The 17,201-nt window shown below is 37.4% G+C and carries 17 protein-coding genes; 8 read left to right on the forward strand and 9 right to left on the reverse strand.

Annotated features, from left to right (window positions below):
• Positions 1–24 precede the first annotated feature (24 nt).
• Both ACNR9Q_RS04240 and ACNR9Q_RS04245 read right to left on the reverse strand, forming a co-directional pair.
• Positions 25–1,752 carry an amidohydrolase gene (locus ACNR9Q_RS04240; protein WP_419213366.1) on the reverse strand — a complete coding sequence of 576 codons (1,728 nt, stop codon included), beginning with the start codon at positions 1,750–1,752 and terminating at the stop codon, positions 25–27.
• 162 nt (positions 1,753–1,914) lie between these two features.
• Positions 1,915–3,027 carry a glycoside hydrolase family 2 TIM barrel-domain containing protein gene (locus ACNR9Q_RS04245; RefSeq protein ID WP_419213367.1) on the reverse strand — a complete coding sequence of 371 codons (1,113 nt, stop codon included), beginning with the start codon at positions 3,025–3,027 and terminating at the stop codon, positions 1,915–1,917.
• Positions 3,028–3,320: 293 nt separating this feature from the next.
• Between ACNR9Q_RS04245 and ACNR9Q_RS04250 the strand changes: the two genes are divergently transcribed.
• Positions 3,321–4,739, forward strand: coding sequence for a glycosyltransferase (locus tag ACNR9Q_RS04250; protein ID WP_419213368.1), 1,419 nt, complete (start codon positions 3,321–3,323; stop codon positions 4,737–4,739).
• 77 nt (positions 4,740–4,816) lie between these two features.
• On the opposite strand, the gene ACNR9Q_RS04255 is transcribed toward ACNR9Q_RS04250, so the two are convergent.
• The 3 genes from ACNR9Q_RS04255 to ACNR9Q_RS04265 form a co-directional block, all read right to left on the reverse strand.
• On the reverse strand, positions 4,817–5,506 hold the full coding sequence (locus ACNR9Q_RS04255) for an HD domain-containing protein (protein WP_419213369.1): 690 nt from the start codon (positions 5,504–5,506) through the stop codon (positions 4,817–4,819).
• Positions 5,503–6,240 carry a lysophospholipid acyltransferase family protein gene (locus tag ACNR9Q_RS04260; RefSeq protein WP_419213370.1) on the reverse strand — a complete coding sequence of 246 codons (738 nt, stop codon included), beginning with the start codon at positions 6,238–6,240 and terminating at the stop codon, positions 5,503–5,505. The genes ACNR9Q_RS04255 and ACNR9Q_RS04260 overlap by 4 nt, the downstream gene beginning before the upstream one ends.
• A gap of 82 nt (positions 6,241–6,322) precedes the next feature.
• Entirely contained in the window at positions 6,323–6,733 is a 411-nt protein-coding gene (locus ACNR9Q_RS04265) for a BrxA/BrxB family bacilliredoxin (RefSeq protein ID WP_419213371.1), read from the reverse strand.
• A 130-nt stretch (positions 6,734–6,863) separates the two neighbouring features.
• On the opposite strand from ACNR9Q_RS04265, the gene ACNR9Q_RS04270 reads away from it, so the two are divergent.
• From ACNR9Q_RS04270 to ACNR9Q_RS04285, 4 genes are all read left to right on the forward strand, one after another.
• Positions 6,864–7,604: a TerB family tellurite resistance protein gene (locus ACNR9Q_RS04270; protein ID WP_419213372.1), complete on the forward strand. Its 741-nt coding sequence runs from the start codon at positions 6,864–6,866 to the stop codon at positions 7,602–7,604.
• A gap of 59 nt (positions 7,605–7,663) precedes the next feature.
• Positions 7,664–8,248, forward strand: coding sequence for a HupE/UreJ family protein (locus ACNR9Q_RS04275; RefSeq protein WP_419213373.1), 585 nt, complete (start codon positions 7,664–7,666; stop codon positions 8,246–8,248).
• Positions 8,249–8,334: 86 nt separating this feature from the next.
• Positions 8,335–8,772: a deoxycytidylate deaminase gene (locus ACNR9Q_RS04280; protein WP_419213374.1), complete on the forward strand. Its 438-nt coding sequence runs from the start codon at positions 8,335–8,337 to the stop codon at positions 8,770–8,772.
• Between the two features lie 14 nt (positions 8,773–8,786).
• A complete protein-coding gene (locus ACNR9Q_RS04285; RefSeq protein ID WP_419214245.1) occupies positions 8,787–10,412 on the forward strand; it encodes a S41 family peptidase in 1,626 nt (541 codons plus the stop codon).
• On the opposite strand, the gene ACNR9Q_RS04290 is transcribed toward ACNR9Q_RS04285, so the two are convergent.
• Together ACNR9Q_RS04290 and ACNR9Q_RS04295 are read right to left on the reverse strand one after the other, a co-directional pair.
• Positions 10,409–10,612, reverse strand: a complete 204-nt coding sequence (locus ACNR9Q_RS04290; protein ID WP_419213375.1) for a hypothetical protein — start codon at positions 10,610–10,612, stop codon at positions 10,409–10,411. The genes ACNR9Q_RS04285 and ACNR9Q_RS04290 overlap by 4 nt on opposite strands.
• A gap of 37 nt (positions 10,613–10,649) precedes the next feature.
• The gene (locus ACNR9Q_RS04295) at positions 10,650–11,228 is read right to left on the reverse strand and encodes a MarC family protein (RefSeq protein ID WP_419213376.1); all 579 of its coding nucleotides are present in this window, start codon (positions 11,226–11,228) and stop codon (positions 10,650–10,652) included.
• A 114-nt stretch (positions 11,229–11,342) separates the two neighbouring features.
• On the opposite strand from ACNR9Q_RS04295, the gene ACNR9Q_RS04300 reads away from it, so the two are divergent.
• Positions 11,343–11,912, forward strand: a complete 570-nt coding sequence (locus tag ACNR9Q_RS04300) for a DUF3109 family protein (protein WP_419213377.1) — start codon at positions 11,343–11,345, stop codon at positions 11,910–11,912.
• Here ACNR9Q_RS04300 and ACNR9Q_RS04305 read toward each other — a convergent pair.
• Both ACNR9Q_RS04305 and ACNR9Q_RS04310 read right to left on the reverse strand, forming a co-directional pair.
• Positions 11,905–13,887: a tetratricopeptide repeat-containing sensor histidine kinase gene (locus tag ACNR9Q_RS04305; protein ID WP_419213378.1), complete on the reverse strand. Its 1,983-nt coding sequence runs from the start codon at positions 13,885–13,887 to the stop codon at positions 11,905–11,907. The genes ACNR9Q_RS04300 and ACNR9Q_RS04305 overlap by 8 nt on opposite strands.
• A gap of 8 nt (positions 13,888–13,895) precedes the next feature.
• Positions 13,896–14,630 carry a LytR/AlgR family response regulator transcription factor gene (locus ACNR9Q_RS04310; protein ID WP_419213379.1) on the reverse strand — a complete coding sequence of 245 codons (735 nt, stop codon included), beginning with the start codon at positions 14,628–14,630 and terminating at the stop codon, positions 13,896–13,898.
• 484 nt (positions 14,631–15,114) lie between these two features.
• Between ACNR9Q_RS04310 and ACNR9Q_RS04315 the strand changes: the two genes are divergently transcribed.
• Both ACNR9Q_RS04315 and ACNR9Q_RS04320 read left to right on the forward strand, forming a co-directional pair.
• Complete coding sequence (locus ACNR9Q_RS04315; RefSeq protein WP_419213380.1) at positions 15,115–15,639, forward strand: hypothetical protein; 525 nt, start codon at positions 15,115–15,117, stop codon at positions 15,637–15,639.
• Between the two features lie 513 nt (positions 15,640–16,152).
• Positions 16,153–17,139: a ribonucleotide-diphosphate reductase subunit beta gene (locus tag ACNR9Q_RS04320; protein WP_419213381.1), complete on the forward strand. Its 987-nt coding sequence runs from the start codon at positions 16,153–16,155 to the stop codon at positions 17,137–17,139.
• Positions 17,140–17,201: the final 62 nt, after the last annotated feature.

The following is a 17,201-nucleotide window of genomic DNA, read 5'->3' on the forward strand; positions in this document are numbered from 1 at the left end:
ACCATCCACAAAAATCCATACACTTTACTCCGTTTTGGTATACACCACCTTACCGTCAAAAATAGTCATCGCTATCTCTGTATCTAAAAGCTTGCTTTCATCCACTTTCATAATATCCTGATCATATATCGTAAAATCGGCCAATTTACACATGGTTATCGACCCTTTGATGTCTTCTTCAAACGCGCCGTAAGCAGCATCTAACGTGTACGATCGTAAAGCTTGCTCGCGAGTCATCTTCTGTTCGGGTTCATAACCACCTTCTGGAGTTCCTTTTAGCGTTTTGCGACTGACACTGGCGTAAAAGCTGGCAATAGGGTTTATGGGTTCTACAGGAACATCGGTTCCATTTATTATGGGGATGCCAGTTTTCAGCAAGGCCTGCCACATATAGGCACCTTCTTTGATGCGTTTCTCGCCCAAACGGTCAATGGCCCAAGGCCTATCGGAAGACATGTGTACCGCTTGCATGGCAGGAATAACCCCTAATTCCGCAAAACGTGGAATATCATCAGGGTGTAAATGTTGGGCATGTTCTATCCGAAATCTATGATCATTAGTTAAATCAGGTAATTCCTTGAATGCCGCTTCATAACGGTCCAATATTTCCCTATTCGCACGATCACCAATGGCATGGGAGCATACCTGAAATCCGTTCTGTAAACCTTTTAATGCCGTTTCTTTTACAAATTCCATAGGCAGGGTTTCATGACCAAAATGTCCAGGTCTATCCGTATATTCCTCTAAAAGCCAAGCCCCACGTGAGCCCAATGCACCGTCGCAATTTAATTTTACAGAGCGGATGGTGACCAAATGATCGGGGTCTATCATTGGGCCTTTTTCATACCATTCCTCAAGTAATTCCTTATTTCCACCCCATAACATGGCATACATACGTACGTTCATTTTATCCGCTAATTTCATCTCCTCATAAAGGGCAATGGTTTCCCTATCGATAGCGGCATCGTGAAAACTTGTAATTCCGTTTTTATGACAGGCGGCGACTGCTAGTTCAAAGGCCTTTTGGTTTTTTTCTGGGGTACTTTCCGGAATATGCTGTTTAATCAGGCTCATGGCACGCTCGTTGAATATTCCTGTAGGTCTTCCCAATTCATCACGCATGACTTCCCCACCTTCGACCTCAAATTTATTGATGCCGTCCTTGGACAACAGTTCAATACCTGCCATTTCCATGGCCTTGGCATTGGCGAAACCTGCATGTCCACTCGCATGGCTTAAGTACACCGGATTATCTGGAGAAACCTCACTTAATTTGTAATGGGTTTGAAAACCATTGACGGCATCAGAAGGAAGGGAATCCCATTTACTTTGATGCCAGCCCCTACCGGTAATCCACTCACCAGGCTTGACTTTTCTGACTTCTTCTGCGACCGCGTTTACTATTTCTTGATAGCTGGTGGTGTTCATTAAATCAAGATTTAGTTCGTTGTAACCCAACCCCATAAAATGGCCATGCCCTTCTATTAAACCTGGGGTCATGGTTTTTCCTTTTAAATCAATAATTCGGGTCTGTTCACTTTTATATTTTTCTGCTTCTGCAAGAGTGCCGGCAAATAGGATCGTATCCCCATGGGTAGCGACTGCCTCGACCATTGTTTGTGTGGAATCTACGGTATAGATCGGTCCTCCATAAATAAGTAAAGTGGCTGGTGTTCTAGATGGACCTGAGCAAGACGCAAGAATTAGCAAGGAGATGGTGAAACTATAAAAAAGCGATTTTTTTGGTAGCATGTGTCAGTTATTGTATTGAATTTAAGTCGGTTATATTTTTTTGAAATTAAAAACAGGAAAAGCACTAGGCTTTTTAGACTGCGGCACCATAGATTTAAACTATTAATTCATAGCATGTAAATAGTGAGGTTGATGTTTCGGTGTATGGTACCGAAGTTTATATTACTGTTTTTTTACCTCCGTTAATTCCATAATTAAATCGACTTCCTCCTGTTTATATGGAGTTCCATCTGTTCTAAAAATTTCATGGAACCAAAGTTTTGGTTCTGAACCGTCGGGTATAGGTTCGTCCCAAGCATATTTGGTGTTAGATTTTCCAGCTACAAGCCCCCAATTAATGGCCCCAATGTTTTCCTTTTTAAGAATTGGCATAATATTGCTGAACAAGCTATTGTGCTTGCGCGCCATATATTCGGTACAAATTAAAGGGCGGTTGTAGGTTTTTAATGAATCTATGGCACTTTGGTGACTGACTTCATCATTGTAATTATGATAGGTGATAATATCGGAGTGCTCTACTTGAAATTTATTCAAGTCCGGTAAATCTAAACTCCATACACCTGAGGAAATGGGTTGAGACGGATTGACTTCTCTTGCCCACTCAAAAACATTTTTTAAAAGGGGCAATGATTTGTTCTTGTAGCCAGAATTGCCAGGCTCATTGTACAAATCCCAAAGGATTACTCTTTTGTCATCTTTAAAGGTATTGAGAACATCTTTGGTGTAATCTTCAAGAATGGGCATTAAATTATCTGAAGTGTATAGTAAATCGCCCGGATCACGCACCCAGCCAGAATTGTGAATTCCTGGTTTTGGCTCTGGTTGTTTCCCGGCTTTGTACGTAGGATTCCAACAATCATCGAAAATCACGAATATGGTCGAAATATTATGCTTGTCAGCAATAGACAGATAGTTGTTTACACGTTCTTTGAACCCTACCTTATCAACCTCCCAAGCCAAGTGATGGAGGTAGACCCGCATACAGTTCAGGCCAATACCTTCTGCCCAACCCAATTCACGGTCAATGGTTTCAGGGTCAAAAGTTTCGGCTTGCCAAAACTCCAACTGATTGATAGCGGTACTAGGGTTAAAATTGGCACCACGTAGCCAAGGTTGATTTTTTGCCCAAGCATTTGCCTTCTCTTCTGACCAACGTTCATCGATGGTTGTGGGTTCATTTTCTTTTTCATCTTTTTTGGACTCTTGTTTACAGGAAGAAAGAAATCCAAGGATGATCAAACCTAAGTATAAAAGGTGGGTTCTAGTTTTTGACATGATTTGTTTAAGGTGTTTTTATATTAATTTTAATTTGATTTCTAAAACAAGCGGCAAGGTTTTGAATTCACATTTACTTTTTCAAGTAAGTTACAAAAAAGACTGGGAGATTTTCAGACCATCTATTGTGTTGTCAAAACATTCGCTTTCCCACCACAATTTAAATTTAATTGGTACAACTCTTCGGTCGGTTTAAATTTAATAAAAAGAATTAATGCTAAAGTTTGTTAAAAGAACATCCAAAAGGGGTCTTTGTCCGTATTACTAGTGAGAATATTATCCAAAGACAAAATATGAAAACTGAAAACACTACTACTACCAAAGTTGTGAACGAAAATAGAAAAACGTCACGCTTTTCAAGAATTAAACACACAATAGAAAATGCGAATGCCTGGGGAGTTTTTGTAATGGGAAGTACCTTTGTATTAATGTTCGGTGCGGCTTATTTAGCCTTCATTCTAGAAGGTGATTTTACCCAATTGCATATAGAGCGAAGAAGCACGTTAATCGGTCTGATTTTCATGATCGTTGCAGCAGCGTTCTTCATATTTAAACTGAGCTTCTTTATCTACACCTTTATTCGATTTTTGAAGTATAAGGCCATACCATCTGTGTCAAATACAGAATTACCGACCGTTACGGTAATCGTACCTGCTTATAATGAAGGGAAGCAAGTTTGGGCCACCTTGAAAAGTTTAGCTGAGAGTGATTATCCGGAGCATAAAATGCAATTGCTCGCTATTGATGATGGAAGCAAGGATGATACTTGGAAATGGATGTTAGAGGCTAAAGAGGAATTGGGCGATCGGGTTTCTATTTGCCAACAACCTAAAAATATGGGTAAACGTCATGCCCTTTACAGAGGTTTCAACGAAGGAACTGGTGAAATATTCGTGACCGTTGATAGTGATTCCATTGTCGATAAGGATACGTTAAGAAATTTGGTAAGTCCGTTCATTGTTGATGAGAATTGCGGTGCTGTTGCGGGTAACATTCGCGTGCTTAATAATAAGAATGCGTTATTACCAAAAATGTTGGATGTTAGTTTTGCACTTAGTTTTGAATTCGTTCGTTCATCTGAAAGCACCTTGAATTCAGTATTATGTACCCCTGGTGCCTTAGCGGCTTACAGGGCTACAGCGGTATTTGCGTGCCTAGAAGATTGGATTAACCAAACGTTTATGGGCCAACCTTCCGATATTGGTGAAGATAGGGCGATGACGAATATGATTTTAAAGCAAGGGTATCACGTGCTGTTTCAAAGAAACTCTTATGCATATACGAATGTTCCGGAAAAATACAAAGGATTGTACAAAATGTTCATCAGATGGGGCAGAAGCAATGTTCGTGAAAACATTCAGATGTCAAAGTATGTGTTTAAAAACTTCAGAAAAGGACCTAAGGCCGGAACCCGATTATTATTCTTTAGTCAGTTCTCAAGAATTGTTCTTTGTTACCCATTTGTACTCTTCATGTTATTCTTTGTAGTAACACACCCATTGTTGTTTTTAAGTTCTACCTTGGTGAGTATACTTATATTGTCATCGTTCCCTGTATTGTTTTATGCTAAGCGATACACGTTATTGGAGTCATTTTGGGCATATTCTTATAGTATTCTCTATACGTTCGGATTATTTTGGATAACTCCTTACGCTATCGTAACGGCAAACAGAAGAGGTTGGTTGACCAGAGATTTGTCAGCTAAAAAGTAGAAATTTGATTATACAGATTTGTCAGGAAAAAGTCCCCGCAAAATATTTTGCGGGGACTTTTTGATTTTAGTACAATTTTACATGGAATTTTTAAAGGACAAAGGATTCCATTCATGGTAAAATTGCTCCAAATAGTCTAGCATTACTTGATGCCGCTGTTTCGCAAGTTGCTTTCCGGTCTCGGTATTCATATTGTCTTTAAGTAACAATAGCTTTTCGTAAAAATGATTGATCGTTGGCGCAGTAGATTTTTTATATTCTTCCTTTGTCATTTTTAAGTTCGGCGGCACGCTGGGGTCAAAGAGCAATCGATTTTTGAATCCACCATAATTAAATGCCCTTGCTATACCGATAGCACCAATAGCATCTAATCGGTCAGCATCTTGTACAACCTGCAATTCTTTGGATGAGAATTTTGTCTTTTTACCTTTCACGGTGCCGTTATTTAGCCCTGACTTAAACGAACTGTACTTAATAATTTTTATAACATGGTTGATCGTTCGTTTAGGAACACCTATGGAATGTAAAAAATCTTGTGCCATTTGTGGACCTAATGATTCATCGCCATCGTGAAATTTAGCATCCGCAATATCATGTAAAAGCGCCCCAAGACTCACCACTAAAATATTTACTTTTTCTTCCTTTGCAATGAGCATTGTGTTATTGAACACACGTTGAATATGAAACCAATCATGGCCTCCTTCGGCATGTTGCAGCGTTTCCTTTACAAAGGTGATCGTTTCTTCTACGATTTCACTATCGGTCATTTAAATGAATTTATGCCTGAATTTACAGCGGCTTCTATTTTACGGATAAGCGCGTCAATATCACCTTTATTCTCTAGTGGTTCATGAACATCAAAACTAACTTTCGCGCCAAGGCCCATGGGGAATTTACCATAACGCACTAATTTCCATGAATTATTGATGCTTATAGGAACGATCAAGGCCGACGGGGCTTTTTTAAGGAGCATTTTTAACCCCATAGATTTAAAAGGCTTGGGATGCCCGTCCCTACTTCGTGTTCCTTCCGGAAAAATTACGGCACTTCTATTATGTTTTTCGATATAACTACCCAATTTACCAATTTCAATTATCGCTGATTTTCCATCTTTCCTGTCAATCAATACCGAACCCCCATGTGTAAGATTAAATGACACACTGGGAATTCCTTTTCCAAGTTCCTTTTTACTGACAAATTTGGGGTGGTACTTGCGCATATGCCAAATAAGCGGAGGAATATCATACATGCTCTGATGATTGGTCACAATAATCAACGGTCTATTTGTAGGGAGATTGTAATTGTTGGTAAATCTATAGGTAGTACCTAATATATTGGTCGTCCTCATTAGACTCCAATTGAGAACACTGACCACTTTTTTCAATTTATGATACCCAAAAAGTCTAAACGCCAACCATTGAATGGGATGGAATACGAGCAAGCATAGGCCGAAGGCTATAAAAAACAAAGGTGTTATAAAGTAGGAGATCAGCTTCTGCATTTCACAAAAATAAAAAACCGCTCCATTGGAGCGGTTTTTTGAACCTATTATTTTATTCGGTCACAATGTGCTTAAAAATAGTCTAGCAAAACTCATCGTAAGCCTGTGCTAAATTTTGGGCGATCATTTCCGCCGGTCTTCCTTCAATATGATGACGTTCGATCATATGAACCAACTCACCATTTTTGAACAACGCCATAGACGGAGAAGAAGGAGGAAAAGGAACCATTAGATTTCTTGCCGCATTTACAGCTTCTGTATCAACACCCGCAAATACCGTAACGGCATAGTCAGGTTTTTTATCATTTTGCAAACTCATTTTGGCCGCTGGCCTTGCGTTTGCCGCGGCACAACCACAAACAGAATTCACGACCACAAGGGTAGTTCCTTCTTTTTGAATGGCTTTTTCTACGGCTTCCGCAGTATATAATTCTTCAAATCCGGCAGAGGCCAGATCATCTCTCATAGGTTTTACTAATTCTGCAGGGTACATATTTTTTTATTTAAATTAAACGCTTTACAAAGATAACCATTTAGTCGTAGACGTGCTTTAGACCTTAACTTTTCATTAGCCTTAGTTTCTGTCTGTAATATTTTATCTTTGACAAAATTGAAAATAGGAGATGATTAAATGGTTAGGAGCCTTTGTCGGCTTTTTTGTGAGGGGTTTGTCCGGCGCAATTTTAGGATTTTTTGCAGGGAGTATCATAGATGGCCTTTTCGGTTCTGATAAAGGAAAGGCGCGTTCGGTTTTCGATGATTATACGAGGCCTAACGTAAGTCCGGCAGATTTTGAATTGAATCTATTGTCGCTTTGCTCCATTGTTATCAAAGCGGATGGACAAGTGAGCCAGTCTGAAATGGACTATGTACGCCAATATTTTGTGGGAACTTATGGAAAAGATAAGGCCAACGCCATTTTCAGGACGTTCAATGAAGTCAATAAGAAGCAAGAAATATCCGCACAACGCATTTGTGCTTTTTTAGCACAGCGTACGCGGTATGAGGTGCGATTGCAGCTACTTCATTTCTTGTTCGGGATCGCGCAGGCCGATGGTAGTATCACGAATCCTGAGGCCCAAAAAATACGTGAAATCGCCGGATATTTACGTGTGTCACTTAATGAGTTCGAAAGTATTAAGGCGATGTTCATTAAATCTGCCGATAATTCATATAAAATTTTGGATATTGAGAAATCCGCTACCGATGCCGAAGTGAAAAAAGCGTACCGAGAGATGGCCAAAAAATACCATCCGGATCGGGTGAACACAAAAGACGAGGCAATAAAAAAGGGAGCTGAGGAGAAGTTCAAACAAGTTCAAACGGCCTACGAAACCATACAAAAAGAGCGCGGGTTGAATTAACGCCATTAGGGATCGAAAAGTAGAAATCAAAATATTTTTCATAGTTAAACACGTAGATAATGCAAGAACTTTGGTTTTATATTCAATTAGGTTTAAAACATGTATTGGATTTTAATGCCTATGATCATATTTTATTTTTAACGGCTTTGGCACTTCCGTTTACCTTTAAAAGTTGGAAAAGCGTATTGCTGCTTGCGACGGTTTTTACGTTTACGCATTGCTTGGCCCTAGTGTTGTCTGTATATGAGGTGGTTGTGCTAGAGGTGAGTTGGATAGAGTTTTTAATACCCGTCACCATTCTTCTTACGGCTATTTTTAATTTGATCTATGAAAATAGCGAAGCAAATCACAAACGTATTTGGCTTCATGTTTTGGCCACTGCCTTTTTTGGTTTGATCCACGGTTTTGGATTTTCCAATTACTTTAAAATGATGATTATGGGTGAGGAGGACAAACTTAAGCCATTGATCGGTTTTGCTGGGGGGATAGAAATTTCTCAAGTAACCATAGTGCTGGTCGTTTTAATATTGGCCTATATCGTTCAGTCAATTTTTAAGGTAAGGCAAAAACATTTTGTTCGAATAGGTAGTTTGGTAATCATTTTAATAACCCTTCCCTTACTTTACCAAACTTTCCCACTTTAAGATTGTTAAATTTAACCCTAAGGTGTTGTCCTTGCCTTTTAAAGCGGGTATATTAGTTAATCATGCTAGCGAAAAGCCTAGAAGAAATGAAGAAAGCGAAGCAAATAAAATATGATAGGGCCTATTTAAGAATGGCCACTGAATGGGGAAAGTTGTCTTCTTGTAAAAGAAAACAAGTGGGTGCCATTATTGTAAAGGATCGTATGATAATTTCCGATGGATATAACGGAACCCCCACAGGTTTTGAGAATTTTTGTGAGGATGAAGCGGGCTACACCAAGTGGTATGTTTTGCATGCAGAAGCAAATGCTATTCTAAAAGTAGCAAGTTCGACCCAATCTTGTCAAGGAGCAACGTTGTACATTACCTTATCACCTTGTAGAGAGTGCAGTAAACTAATCCATCAGTCAGGTATAAAGCGAGTCGTTTATCAAATAGCATATAAAGATGCTTCAGGATTAGAATTCTTGGAGAAGGCGGGTGTAGAATTGGATCATATACCAGAAATAAATGTAGCTATCTAACGTTTGAACTAATGATGAAGAAAAAATATAGTTTTCTTTTACCTTTAATTATCGCTACAGCCATTGCTGTGGGTTTTTTTATTGGAGGGAAACTAAATTTTAACGATACACCAGAACGACTGTTCACCACTAATTCTAAGAAGGATAAACTAAACCGACTTATAGATTATATAGACTACGAATATGTTGATGATGTAAATACAGATAGTATCGTCGATGTAACCGTAAATAGTATTCTTGAAAAATTAGACCCTCATTCAGTTTATATTCCAGAGAAGGAAATGACCCGCGTTTCTGAGAGCATGAAGGGAGATTTTGTAGGGATCGGCATTAATTTTTATTCATATCATGATACAATTACCGTCATTAAAACGGTAACCGACGGCCCTAGTTTTTTAAAAGGTATTTTACCTGGCGACCGTATTCTCTTAGCTAACAAAGACACGTTGTTCGGTAAGGAGTTACCCAGCGAAGTAATTGTAGACAAGTTAAAGGGGAAAGAAGGCACTTCGGTTTCCCTTACTATATTTAGAAAATCGGAAAACAAAACCTTTAATGTAAATGTAAAGCGCGGTATTGTTCCCCTAAAGAGTGTGGACGCCTTTTATATGCTTACCCAGGACATGGGATATATCAAGGTGAATCGATTTGCTGAATCTACCTATAAGGAGTTTAAAATTGCCTTAACGGAATTACAAAAGAGAGGGGCAAAAAAATTGGTCCTTGATTTACGTGATAATCCCGGCGGGTATCTGGGAATGGCTGAAGAAATGGCCGATGAGTTTTTAGAAGATGGTAAACTTATCTTGTTCACCAAGAACAAAAATGGGAAGATAGACAAAAGTTATGCCACCGATGAAGGTAGTTTCGAGGATAAACCTATTTACGTTTTGATCAATGAAAGGTCTGCATCTGCAAGTGAAATCGTCGCGGGAGCATTGCAGGATAATGATGTAGGTACGATTGTGGGCCGTCGATCCTTTGGGAAAGGATTGGTGCAACGTGAAATGGCTCTAGGCGATGGCTCCGCTGTTCGTTTAACAGTGTCTAGGTATTATACACCTACCGGGCGTAGCATTCAAAAAACCTATGCTAATGGCACAAAAGATTATTACCAAAAGTTTACGGATCGCTACCACAGTGGTGAAATGATCTCCGTCGACAGTATAAAAGTGGCTGACTCTTTGAAATTCTTAACTCCGAAAGGAAAAGTGGTGTATGGCGGTGGAGGCATCATTCCCGATGTATTTGTGCCCATAGGAACCAATGAGGAAGAGGCCGTAGAAAGTATGGATAGTTTAGGGTTTTTATCCTTTTTTGTCTTTGAGCATCTAGACGAGAATCGTGAACGCTATTCTCAATATTCTCAAGAGGAATTCGTAAACGATTTCCATGTGGATGATATTTTGTTCGAAAAGTTCGTACAGTATTCCGTCGATAGAAACTTACGGATGAATTTCTATGATTATGAGGACAGTATAAAATTGTATTTAAAAGCTGGAATTGCAGAGCAATTGTTCAATACCAACATTCATGCTAAAATAAAGGCCGATGAAGATTCTATGCTTAAAAAAGTATTGGAATTAGATGAGCAAATTACAGAACAAAAAAAGCCTGTTGTTGTAGACCAGACGAATTAATCATTATTTAATTTATCTTTTATCTTTTTACTGGTTACAAAAACCAAAAGTAACACGATGGCACATAAAGATGCCATAATTCCGATAAGGGCGATGGTGCTGTTCTTTTCAAACGGGTGTGCAAAATTCACCAGAGTTACGTTATAGGCTATGAGCCCGATAGCGATGACAATAAAGATAATGGATAGTGTTCTGCTCATATTCTAAATTTTTATAAAAGTACAATCTTCTTTTCGGTTAGAAAAGTTGGTTGATATTGGCAGTGAATAATTTAACGGCGATAGCCATTAGAATGACACCAAACACCTTACGTATAACATTTACACCGCCGGTTCCTAACATCTTTTCAATTTTTATAGAAGACTTAAGAACTATAAAAACGAAAATTATATTCACGATAATGGCAACGATTATATTTTCAACGTTGTATTCGGCTCTAAGTGAAAGTAATGAGGTTAAGGTACCTGCACCGGCAATTAGCGGAAAAGCTATGGGTACGATAGAGGCGCTTTCTGGTTCATCATCTCTATATAAGGTTATTCCTAGAATCATTTCTATAGCTAAAAAGAATATAATGAACGCACCCGCCACTGCAAATGAATTAACATCTATGCCGATTAGGTTTAAAATTTCTTCCCCAAGAAATAAAAATGCGACCATAATACAGGCGGCTACAATAGAGGCTTTCTCAGATTGAATGTGTCCAACCTTTTTACGCAGACCGATTATGATCGGAATGCTTCCAAGAATATCGATAACTGCAAAGAGGACCATGCTGGCCGTTGCTATTTCCCGTACATCAAAATGAAGTTGCATATTGAAAATTTTTGCAAATCTACGCTTATAAATATCGATTCGAATGTTTATTCTTAAAATATTCTACAGGCAATACGTATCAAAAAATGTATCTTGCGGCCTTCAAATCATCACATGTTTCAACTAGGAAAGACAATAGTATCTGAGGAAATCATAGAAAATGATTTTGTTTGTAATCTCACAGCCTGTAAGGGTGCGTGCTGTATAGACGGTGAAGCGGGTGCGCCTGTTGAGGATGCCGAAACCGAGATAATGGTCGATATTTATTCTAAAGTGAAACCATTTCTAAGGCCAGAAGGTAGAAAGGTGATTGAAGAGCAAGGTGCATTTGTGAAAGGAGAAGATGGAGAGTGGGAAACTCCGTTGGTCAATGGCAGTGAATGTGCCTACGTGATTTTTGACGAACGTAAAACTGCAAAATGTGGTATAGAAGAAGCGTATAATCAAGGGAAAATCAAGTGGAAAAAACCAGTTTCATGCCATTTATATCCAGTTAGGGTGCGAGAATATACAGGGTTAACCGCTGTAAATTATCATAAGTGGCAAATCTGTGATCCGGCGTGCGCCTTGGGAGATGAGTTAAAAGTACCTATTTACAAATTTGTTAAGGAAGCCTTGATTCGAAAATTCGGAAAATCTTGGTATGCCGAATTAGAAACAATAGCCCAAGAACATCTTAAATAGTTGGTATAAAGATAATTATTTGGGTACCCGTTGAATGGTTATGTTCATCGAATTTGTCAATAATTTCAACGTGAAAATAATTTTCATAATCACGCGAAAAATTTGCTAAACGTTCTTTAGTGATATCAATGCCGACAGATTTACGCTTCAGTACTTTTCCATCCTTGATTTTTTGCGCAACATCACGGCCAACACCATTGTCGGTTATTACAATTTCAATAAAGCCATTCTTCCCATTTCTTACTTCTACGTTTATATTTTTATCTCCCTCTTTTGAAGAAAGTCCGTGCCAAAGGGCATTTTCCAAAAAAGGCTGTAAAATCAATGAAGGTATTTTTATGTTGTGGGGGTCTATACCATCCTTAACATCAATGGTGAAATTGATTTCATTGGAAAATCTAATATTTTCAATGTTCATATAAAGCGCTACAGTTTCTAATTCCTCTGCCAATGAAATTTCTCTTTGAGAGGAAGCTTCTAAAATTTTACGGACCAATTTTGAGAATTTGTTCAAGTAGTGAACTGCATTCTTCTTTTCATTATTGATGATATAGAGTTTAATGGAATTTAACGAATTGAATAAAAAATGGGGATTCATTTGACTGCGTAACATACTTTGTTCAAGTGTCAAAAGTTTTTTTTCTGCGTTCAATTGATTTTGTCTGTATAATATGTATAAGATACCTATAAGTAGCATTAAGAAAATACCGATTATTATTAGAAGGGTCTTGTTCTTTCTTAGTTTTAACCGAACAGATTCATTTTCTTCGGCAAGGCGTTCTAATTGGTTGGTTCTCATTTGTGATTCGTACCGCAATATCATATCGTTAACGTATCTTAGATTCAGTGAATTGGTGATGCGGTCTTCATATTTTTTCGATTCTTTAAAATAGCCCATCGCTTTTTCATAATCATCACGCTTCATCCAAAGTTCTGAAAGAAATTTATTCGATTCGGCAATTTCAGCGTTGAACTCATAAAGCTTGGCTAAAGAAAGTCCTTTCTCTAAATTTGATTGTGCGGCATCATAATCGCCTAAATGAATGAGCGACCAGCCCAGGTTGATGTAAATGGTGGTAATTATTTTTTTATCACCCAAAGATTCGGCCCTCGTGAGATAGTTCTGTAAAATATTTACTGCCTCTGGAACTTTTCCAAGGTGAACATAGACATGAGCGATACTGTAATTGCAAATAATCTTGCCTTTTTCAGAATCGATGATTTCATTATAAACGAGTGATTTTCTAAAGTTCTGTAAGGCAGGTTCCAATTTTCCCTGAGCTTCAAAGCAATCTCCTAAATTCTGATGATTAATGGCTAGGCCTAGCTTATTGTCCAATTCCTTTTCAAGAATCATTGACTGTTCAAATTTTTCAATGGCAAGGTCGTATTGCTCCAACATTTGGTAAATATTACCGATACTGTTCAATGAAACATTAATGCTGCGCTTTAGTCCTATACTGGGCTCTTGTACGGTTTCGGCTAATTCTAGGGCTTCCTGACTATAGTCCAATGCAGATTTCACGGCCTCTGTTCTTCTGTAAATTACGCTGATCATATTTAGACTATAGACTTTGAATTCTATGCTTTCAGCTTCTTTAGAAATTTTCAACGCTTCTTGGAATAGTTCCAATGCTTTCGGATAAAGAGAAATATCTCTATAAATTCTACCCAATTGATTTAAGGCATAGGCCCTGCCATATAAATAATGCGATTCTTTCGATTTTTCATCGAAATACCGTACCAGTGTGCTGTCATTTCTATACTCTCTAAGTACATCATCTAATTCTGAATAGGTTTTAGGAGCTGCTATAAGCAAACTGTCTACCTTTTTCTTAAAGGTAGGGGTTACTTCTTGTGTATAACTAAAGTTAAATATTGAAAATAGAAACAGAACATAAAATACTAATTGCCGGTTGTTTTCAAAATGGAGATTACGGGCTGTTTGCCTATGTGTAGGTAGTGCGTTAGCCATAAATAAGATTACAATAAATCGAGGAAATCTGATTTTTTCTGTCTTGAAACGGGAATTTTATGATTTGATTTCAAAACGACATAGCCATCTGTTTTCAAGAATTCCTTTATTTTATTGAGATTAATGATATATGAGTTGTGAATCCTGAAAAATGAATCACTAGGCAGTAATTCATTCACTTCCTTTAGTTTTTTAGTAAGTACTATTTTTTGGCCATCGGTTAGGAAAATGGTGCTATAATTTCCGTCAGACTCAGCGTATAAAATTTCATCGCTGTCCAGAAATAATAATTTTCCATCTGTATTAAGGGTAATTCTTTTTTGATTAGATCTTAAATTAAAATTTTGCAGAGCTGTTTCCAATCTTTCAACTGTAAAATGTTTGGCATTAAATTTTTTGATTTTTACTATAGTTTCTTCTAAATCATCAGTATCTATGGGTTTCAATAGATAATCTAATGCCTCGCTTTTTATCGCTTTTAGAGCGTATTGATTATATGCCGTGGTGATGACCACAGGAAAGTTCTTGTTCGTCAGTTTTTGTATAAACTGAAAACCGTCCATTGTAGGCATTTCTATATCCAGAAAAAGGCAATCGGGAGTATTTTTTCCCAAGTAATCAAGTGCCTCGAATGGATTGGTAAACGAAGCGATAACATTAATCTCGTCACTAAAGTTAGTAAGCTCCCAAGTCAAGCTTTGGAGCGCCTTTATCTCATCATCAACTATTACTGCCTGTAACATACGGGAAAGGATATAAAATAGAAAGTTAGGAAAAATAATGGGCTTGTTGAGTTACAATATATTTTTTTGTGCCAATGGGTGCAATTTTAGTATAATCGGTATAAAAGCGATGAATAGTGATTTTGTGTGAGAAGTTTAACAACAAGAAAGAAAAATACTACAAAACAATCATTCTATCCTAAATCTCAAGCATTGTACTTTCCGTTTATACAAAAAAGAGAACAGGTTATACAATAGTGAAATAGGTGTTTTCATCTTAATATATCTTTAACATATTAGTTGGTGGCAGGGATAGAACTGAACTAATTTTAAAAATAATGAGGAAGTGTATCATAATGTTTGCCTTGTGGGTCATATTCTTGACGTTAGCTTCTTTCATGAGTCAGCCAACCCAAAAGTTAAAGGATACTGAGTTCCTGGTTATGGATTATAAGGAAAAACCCATTACCTAAGCCTCAATGTTTTCTAGAATAATTTTGTTGATATGATACAAACAGTAGTTAAGTCTTTAAGGGTATTTGTTTTTGGCATTATACCCCTATTTCTTATTGCTAGTGTTTCAAAAGATCATGAAAGTGGTAAAACGCTTGAAAAGGGGACTTATGAATGTGAAGCATCAGGCGCTATCAATGGGAAGGTAAATGGATTCGCTTTTTTTAAAATAGTTAAACAACATCATGATTCTGGTCAAATTTCCCAAAGATTGGAATTGAGTTTTAAAACTGAAGAAATTGGGAAGAACGCCCTGATTCAATTTGAGCTAACGAACAAGCCGGATAGCAAAGGTGTTTACAAAATAAAAAATTTAGAACGTTTGTTCCATGGGCTTGAAGGGGTCTATGGTTATGCCGATTTAGGCAAGCAGAACGAGCTGCCTTTTTTTGCTAGTAGAGGAAGTATAACCATTTTAGAAAATGGGTCTGATATATTAGTGGGAAACCTAGAGGTAGGGTTTAAAAATGCTAACAATGAAACTTTGAATTTAAAAGGTTTCTTTAATGCTAAATAAGAAAGTTTATATCAAAAAGAAGTACGGTTCTTTATAAAATATTTGTATGTTATTTTATATCTGATGTTTTGAGCGCCAAAATAGGTAAGGTATACGGCTTGTCCGTTGCATTACAATCTAAGACAAGGTTTCGGGGGAACTACCTTTATTAGATTTGGTGGGCATTTTTCATAATATGAGCATTGGAGGAACCGTACATTTTTTGATAAAATCTATCAATAACTTCATCTCCCGTCTTTTAAGATTAATAAACCGCAGAGTATGGTTTATTATACTTCTTGGTTTAAAAATTTTTTGTCCAAAACTTCAAAAAAGTTACCTCTTATTGGCTTTTGCCCTTAGGGCAATGAACATCACTTGTGAGCCTAGATTTCAACATTTTGTGTTAAAAACTTTGTAGGTTAAAAGGTAGAACAGCCTTTAAAAATTGGATCCATTTTTGAATCTTTGTTATTCCCAATAAGAAGGTACTATTCACCGTCTTTACAACTAATTTTTTAAAATATTATAATTATGTCCACAGCCCTAGAGCCTATTTTGGAAGCAAATAATGACCGCTTTGTAATTTTCCCGATTAAACATCACGACCTTTGGGAATGGTATAAAAAATGCGAGGCTTGTTTTTGGACCGCTGAAGAAATTGACCTTCATGAAGATTTGACCGATTGGAACAATAAGTTGAATGATGATGAGCGCTATTTCATTAAACATATATTGGCATTTTTTGCTGCTTCCGACGGAATTGTAAATGAGAATTTGGCAGAGAATTTTGTGAGCGAGGTTCAGTATGCCGAAGCAAAGTTCTTCTATGGTTTTCAGATAATGATGGAGAATATTCACTCAGAAACCTACTCACTGCTTATAGATACGTATGTAAAGGACGAAAAAGAAAAGAATATTCTTTTCAAAGCTCTAGAGAATTTTCCGGCTATTAAGAAAAAGGCTGACTGGGCCTTAAATTGGATTGAATCACCAAGTTTTGCAGAACGCTTGATTGCTTTCGCGGCTGTAGAAGGCATTTTCTTCTCAGGTGCATTCTGTTCCATATTTTGGTTGAAAAAAAGAGGTCTTATGCCAGGGCTTACCTTTTCAAATGAATTGATTTCAAGAGATGAAGGTATGCATTGTGATTATGCGGTTCATTTGCATAACAAGCATTTGATGAACAAAGTTCCTAAAGAGCGTATAACACAGATTTTAACCGATGCCTTGGAAATAGAGCGTGAGTTTATAACTGAATCTTTGCCCGTTAGTTTAATAGGAATGAACTCGAAATTAATGACCCAATATCTTGAGTTCGTTACCGATAGACTTTTGGTCGAACTCGAGTGTGACCGTGTTTATAATGCAACCAATCCATTTGATTTTATGGATATGATCTCATTGCAAGGAAAAACTAATTTCTTTGAGAAACGCGTTTCAGAATATCAGAAAGCAGGAGTTCTAAACAAAGATAAAGATGAAGATGCGCAGAAGATAAGTTTCGATGCAGACTTTTAAATAGGAATAAAGTAAGCCTCTTTGCTCTTATGTAAGGAGGTTTTTACGCTCCTATAATAAAA

Source organism: Maribacter sp. X9 (assembly GCF_048537565.1).
Taxonomy (GTDB): Bacteria; Bacteroidota; Bacteroidia; order Flavobacteriales; family Flavobacteriaceae; genus Maribacter.